This is a genomic window from Streptomyces mabaensis, from assembly GCF_053763515.1.
Map to the genome: position 1 here is coordinate 211,453 of NZ_JBSOPZ010000008.1, position 6,190 is coordinate 217,642.

Sequence of the window (6,190 nt, forward strand, 5' to 3'; positions counted from 1 at the left end):
CGTGCCACCACGACGACTGGAACGAAGGAAGTACGAGCATGAGTAGCAAGCTGCGCGTGGCGGTCCTCGGTGCGCAGGGCCGGATCGGGTCCGAGGCGGTACGCGCCGTCGAGGCCGCCGAGGACATGGAGCTCGTCGCAGCCCTCGGCCGCGGGGACAAGCTGGAGACGCTGGCCGACGCCGGCGCCCAGGTCGTGGTCGAGCTGACCACCCCGGCCTCGGTGATGGGCAACCTCGACTTCTGCGTACGCCACGGCATCCACGCCGTCGTCGGCACCACCGGCTGGACCGACGAGCGTCTGGCCCACCTGCGCACCTCGCTCGACGCGTCCCCGCAGACCGGCGTCCTCATCGCGCCCAACTTCTCCATCGGCGCGGTCCTCACCATGAAGTTCGCCCAGCAGGCGGCCCGCTACTTCGAATCCGTCGAGGTCGTCGAGCTGCACCACCCCAACAAGGCCGACGCCCCGTCCGGCACCGCCACCCGCACCGCGCAGCTCATCGCCGCGGCGCGCGCGGAGGCCGGCTGCGCCCCCCAGCCGGACGCCACGGTCACCGCCCTGGACGGAGCCCGCGGCGCCGACGTCGACGGCGTCCCCGTGCACGCCGTCCGGCTGCGCGGCCTGCTCGCCCACCAGGAGGTCCTGCTCGGCGGCGAGGGCGAGACCCTCACCATCCGCCACGACTCCCTGCACCACAGCAGCTTCATGCCGGGGATCCTGCTCGGCGCGCGCCGCGTGGTGACCACTCCCGGCCTCACCTTCGGCCTCGAACACTTCCTCGACCTCGGTTGACACCGATGCGCGCGAAGATCACGTACTTCGGCCTCGCTGCCGTCCTGGTCGTCTACTTCGTCCTGGCCGGCAGCCGAGGCGTCGTGCTCATCCAGCAGGGCACCGCCCTCACCATCGCCTTCGGTGTTTCGGTGCTGGTCCTGCCGCTGATCGGCTGCTGGTTCCTCTGGCACACCACACAGTTCGCCCGCAAGGCGGACCGCCTGGCGCGGGAGCTGGAGGCCGAAGGCGGACTTCCGGTGGACGAGCTGGTCCGTACCCCGGGCGGCCGTATCGACCGCGACTCCGCCGACGCCGTGTTCGCGCGGCGCCGTGCGGAGACGGAGGACACCCCCGACGACTGGCGCTCCTGGTTCCGGCTCGCGATCGCCTACCACGACGCGCGGGACACCCCACGGGCCCGTAAGGCGATGCAGCGCGCGATCGCGCTGCACGAGGGCAGGCCGGTACGGGCCTGACGGGTGCGGCGGCGGGACTCAGAGGCCGTACTCGGCGCCCCACGCCTCCACGGTGTCCGCCGCCCGGTCGAAGGCCTCGGCGCGCGAGAGGAAGTCCGCGTTGTGGTCGGTGAGCAGCGCGGGCAGCTGCTCACCGCCGTGCTGGACGACGACAAGGGCCTGACCCTGCACGGTGCGCGGCAGGCCGAGCCACCGCACCGGCTGCTGGACCGTCCGTACGCCCGTGACCTGATGCCAGGGCACGGTCGTCGTCGCGAAGAAGCCCACCTGGCGCAGCCCGTGGCGACTCACCCACACCCCGATGCGCAGCAGCCGCACCGCGCAGCCGATGACACCGGCCGCAGCCGCCAGACACACGGCGGCGCCGGTCAGCGCCCCCGCGAACGCGATGATCATCGTGGCCAGCAGCATGAACGAGGCCAGGAGAAGCAGCAGCGCCGCCCCCGCGACCCGCCAGGGACCGGGCCGGTAGGGACGCCGCCAGTGGTCGTGGTCGTCGCCGTCGAACGGCAGCGCGGCGTCGTCCGGGCTCTCGACGTCCGCGCCGAACGCGCGGTCGGCCGTCAGGAAGGGCAGGGGCACGACAGATCCTCACAAGCACGCTCGACGGGGCTGTGCCCGGTGAGGCTACCCAGCCCGCAGAACACCGGCCACCCCAGGGGGGCCGGACGAGTCAGTGCCCGTCGGAGGGCCCGGACCGATGGGTCTAAAGTGGGCGCCGCCCGAGCGATGCAACTGGAAGGACCCCGCCGGTGAGCGAGACCCCCGCCTCAGACCCGAAGCCCAGCTTCCGCAGTGACGTCACCGTCGAGCTGGTGAAGCACACCGCCGGCGACTCCGACGTGCTGTGGGCCGCGCGCGTCTCCACGGCCGGCGAGCAGTCTCTCGAGGAGCTGGCCAAGGACCCGGAGCGCTCGAAAGGGCTCATCAACTTCCTGATGCGGGACCGTCACGGCAGCCCCTTCGAGCACAACTCGATGACGTTCTTCATCAGCGCCCCGATCTTCGTCTTCCGCGAGTTCATGCGCCACCGCGTCGGATGGTCGTACAACGAGGAGTCCGGTCGCTACCGGGAACTGCAGCCCGTCTTCTACGTTCCGGGCGAGGACCGCAAGCTGGTCCAGGAGGGCCGCCCCGGCAAGTACGTCTTCGTCGACGGCACTCCGGAGCAGCAGCAGCTCACCACCCGGGTGATGGAGGACTCGTACCGGCAGGCGTACGAGGCGTACCAGGAGATGCTGGCCGCGGGCGTGGCCCGTGAGGTGGCCCGTGCCGTCCTGCCCGTCGGCCTCTTCTCGTCGATGTACGCGACGTGCAACGCCCGCTCGCTGATGCACTTCCTCGGCCTGCGTACGCAGCACGACCAGGCGGCCGTCCCGTCCTTCCCGCAGCGGGAGATCGAGATGGTCGGCGAGAAGATGGAAGAGCACTGGGCCAAGCTCATGCCCCTCACCTACGCGGCGTTCAACAACAACGGCCGAGTCGCCCCGTAGGGCACAGATGTACGGACCAGTAGGGCGAAGTGTCCGTATTGCGAGGTTTCGAGAAGTTCATCTAGGCTGATCAAACGGACCCGGCACTGCTTGAACCCCCGAGCAGGCAGTGCCGGGTTCCACCGCTTCGGGTCCCCCGAGGGGACACCACCCGCTGAGCAGCGAGTAGCGTGTTACCCATGGCTCCGATCTCCACTCCGCAGACCCCCTTCGGGCGGGTCCTCACCGCCATGGTCACGCCCTTCACGGCGGACGGCGCACTCGACCTCGACGGCGCTCAGCGGCTCGCCGCCCATCTGGTGGACGCAGGCAACGACGGCCTGATCATCAACGGCACCACCGGCGAGTCCCCGACCACCAGCGACGCGGAGAAAAACGACCTCGTACGAGCCGTACTGGAGGCCGTCGGGGACCGGGCGCACGTCGTCGCCGGCATCGGCACCAACGACACCCGCCACAGCGTCGAACTCGCCCGTACCGCCGAACGGACCGGCGCCCACGGCCTCCTCGCCGTGACCCCGTACTACAACAAGCCGCCACAGGAGGGCCTGCTCCGGCACTTCACGGCGATCGCAGACGCCACCGCACTGCCGGTCATGCTGTACGACATCCCCGGCCGCAGCGGCGTCCCGATCAACACCGAGACCATCGTCCGGCTCGCCGAGCACCCGCGGATCGTCGCCAACAAGGACGCCAAGGGCGACCTGGGACGCGCCAGCTGGGCCATCGCCCGCAGCGGCCTGGCCTGGTACTCCGGCGACGACATGCTCAACCTTCCGCTGCTCTCGGTCGGCGCGGTCGGCTTCGTCTCCGTGGTCGGCCATGTCGTCACCCCCGACCTGCGCGCCCTCCTGGAGGCGCATCTCAGCGGCGACGTCCAGAAGGCCATCGAGATCCACCAGAAGCTGCTCCCCGTCTTCACCGGCATGTTCCGCACCCAGGGCGTGATCACGACCAAGGCGGCGCTGGGCCTCCAGGGACTCCCCGCCGGCCCGCTGCGGCTGCCGATGGTGGAACTCACCGCCGAGGAGACCGCGCAGCTCAAGGTCGATCTGGCCGCCGGTGGGGTAGAGCTGTAACCACAGACTTCACAACTGAATACGTACGCCACACAGACAACAGCAAGTGCACGAATGTCACGCGCGCCACGTGCCTGAAGGGGTACGTGGCGTGCGTGGTGAGGAGAGTCTTTTGAGCCATCCGCATCCTGAACTCGGCCCCCCGCCGAAGCTGCCCAAGGGCGGCCTCCGCATCACCCCGCTCGGTGGTCTCGGCGAAATCGGCCGCAACATGACCGTCTTCGAGTACGGCGGCCGGCTGCTCATCGTCGACTGCGGCGTCCTCTTCCCGGAGGAGGAGCAGCCCGGAATCGACCTGATCCTGCCGGACTTCTCGTCCATCAGGGACCGTCTCGGCGACATCGAAGGCATCGTGCTCACGCACGGCCACGAGGACCACATCGGTGGTGTCCCCTTCCTCCTCCGCGAGAAGCCGGACATCCCGCTGATCGGCTCCAAGCTGACGCTCGCCCTGATCGAGGCGAAGCTGCAGGAGCACCGGATCCGCCCGTACACCCTGGAGGTGGCGGAGGGCCACCGCGAGCGCATCGGCCCGTTCGACTGCGAATTCGTCGCGGTGAACCACTCGATCCCGGACGCCCTGGCGGTCGCGATCCGCACACCGGCCGGCATGGCGGTCCACACCGGCGACTTCAAGATGGACCAGCTCCCGCTGGACCGGCGCCTCACGGACCTGCCGACCTTCGCCAAGCTGGGCGAGGAGGGCATCGACATCCTGCTCTCCGACTCGACGAACGCCGAGGTCCCGGGCTTCGTCCCGCCCGAGCGGGACATCTCCAACGTCCTGCGCACGGTGTTCGCCAACGCCCAGAAGCGCATCATCGTGGCCAGCTTCGCCAGCCACGTCCACCGCATCCAGCAGATCCTGGACGCGGCGCACGAGTACGGCAGGCGGGTCGCCTTCGTCGGCCGCTCGATGGTCCGCAACATGGGCATCGCCCGAGACCTGGGCTACCTCAGGGTCCCGGCCGGCCTGGTCGTGGACGTCAAGACCCTCGACGACCTGCCCGACCACGAGGTCGTCCTGGTCTGTACGGGCTCGCAGGGCGAGCCGATGGCCGCGCTGTCCCGTATGGCCAACCGCGACCACCAGATCCGGATCGTCCCGGGCGACACGGTGATCCTCGCCTCGTCCCTCATTCCGGGCAACGAGAACGCGGTCTACCGCGTGATCAACGGCCTGACCCGATGGGGAGCGAACGTCGTCCACAAGGGCAACGCCAAGGTGCACGTCTCCGGCCACGCCTCGGCCGGCGAGCTCCTGTACTTCTACAACATCTGCAAGCCGAAGAACCTGATGCCGGTCCACGGCGAATGGCGCCACCTGCGCGCCAACGCAGAGCTGGGCGCCCTCACCGGCGTACCGAAGGACCGGGTGGTCATCGCCGAGGACGGCGTGGTGGTCGACCTGGTCGACGGAGTCGCCAAGATCGTCGGCAAGGTCCAGGCGGGTTACGTCTATGTGGACGGCCTCTCGGTCGGCGACGTCACCGAGGTCCACCTCAAGGACCGCCGCATCCTCGGGGACGAGGGCATCATCTCGGTCTTCCTGGTCGTGGACAGCAGCACCGGCAAGATCCTGGGCGGCCCGAACATCCACGCCCGCGGCTCCGGCATCGACGACTCGGCGTTCACCGGTGTGATGCCGAAGATCGACGAGGCGCTGAACAAGTCGGCCCAGGACGGCGTCGTCGAGCCCCACCAGCTGCAACAACTCGTCCGCCGCACGGTGGGCAAGTGGGTGTCCGACAACTACCGCCGGCGGCCGATGATCCTGCCTGTCGTCGTTGAGGTTTGACGCATCGTCACCGGAGCGGGGCCCCCGATTTGCATCGGGGCGCCCCGCTCCAGTACGTTTACGGCTCCGCCTGACGGGAACCCGCAGCACCTGTGTGCCGGGTGACCCTCACCGAAAGGCAGGCGGAATTCCGACCCGGAGAGATCTGATAAAGTCGGAACCGCCGGAAAGAGAAACGCGAAAGCGGATATCTGGAAGGCAAACCCAATCCCACTTCGACTGGGAATCGGACACGAAAGAGTCTGATAGAGTCGGAAACGCAAGACCGAAGGGAACGCCCGGAGGGCCCGATGAAAAGGGACCAAAGGAAGCGTCCGTTCCTTGAGAACTCAACAGCGTGCCAAAAGTCAACGCCAAATATGTTGATACCCCGTCCACCTTGGTGGATGAGGTTCCTTTGAAAGTCCTTCCGCTTGCGGAAGGCAATTACACAGCGAGGACGCTGTGGACGACTGGTCTTATTCCGACCGGTCGTTCCGCTCTCGTGGTGTCACCCGATTACGGGTAAACATTCACGGAGAGTTTGATCCTGGCTCAGGACGAACGCTGGCGGCGTGCTTAACACATG

At 68.4% G+C, this 6,190-nt stretch carries 6 protein-coding genes; 5 read left to right on the top strand and 1 reads right to left on the bottom strand.

Going from position 1 to position 6,190, the window contains the following annotated elements; genetic code table 11:
- Nucleotides 1–38: 38 nt before the first annotated feature.
- Together dapB and ACWV17_RS09795 are read left to right on the top strand one after the other, a co-directional pair.
- On the top strand, nucleotides 39–794 hold the full coding sequence (gene dapB, locus ACWV17_RS09790; protein WP_455357311.1) for a 4-hydroxy-tetrahydrodipicolinate reductase: 756 nt from the start codon (nucleotides 39–41) through the stop codon (nucleotides 792–794).
- 5 nt (nucleotides 795–799) lie between these two features.
- Nucleotides 800–1,252 (top strand): hypothetical protein, encoded by a 453-nt coding sequence (locus tag ACWV17_RS09795; RefSeq protein WP_455357312.1) that lies wholly within the window; start codon nucleotides 800–802, stop codon nucleotides 1,250–1,252.
- 18 nt (nucleotides 1,253–1,270) lie between these two features.
- Here the strand turns inward: ACWV17_RS09795 and ACWV17_RS09800 are convergent, their stop codons facing one another.
- Nucleotides 1,271–1,834, bottom strand: coding sequence for a hypothetical protein (locus tag ACWV17_RS09800; RefSeq protein WP_455357313.1), 564 nt, complete (start codon nucleotides 1,832–1,834; stop codon nucleotides 1,271–1,273).
- Nucleotides 1,835–2,004: 170 nt separating this feature from the next.
- Here ACWV17_RS09800 and thyX point away from each other — a divergent pair, with 170 nt between their 5' ends.
- From thyX to ACWV17_RS09815, 3 genes are all read left to right on the top strand, one after another.
- A complete protein-coding gene (gene thyX, locus ACWV17_RS09805) occupies nucleotides 2,005–2,745 on the top strand; it encodes an FAD-dependent thymidylate synthase (protein ID WP_455357314.1) in 741 nt (246 codons plus the stop codon).
- A gap of 179 nt (nucleotides 2,746–2,924) precedes the next feature.
- Nucleotides 2,925–3,824 carry a 4-hydroxy-tetrahydrodipicolinate synthase gene (dapA, locus tag ACWV17_RS09810; RefSeq protein WP_455357315.1) on the top strand — a complete coding sequence of 300 codons (900 nt, stop codon included), beginning with the start codon at nucleotides 2,925–2,927 and terminating at the stop codon, nucleotides 3,822–3,824.
- 112 nt (nucleotides 3,825–3,936) lie between these two features.
- Nucleotides 3,937–5,622 carry a ribonuclease J gene (locus tag ACWV17_RS09815; RefSeq protein WP_455357316.1) on the top strand — a complete coding sequence of 562 codons (1,686 nt, stop codon included), beginning with the start codon at nucleotides 3,937–3,939 and terminating at the stop codon, nucleotides 5,620–5,622.
- The last annotated feature ends 568 nt before the right edge of the window (nucleotides 5,623–6,190 follow it).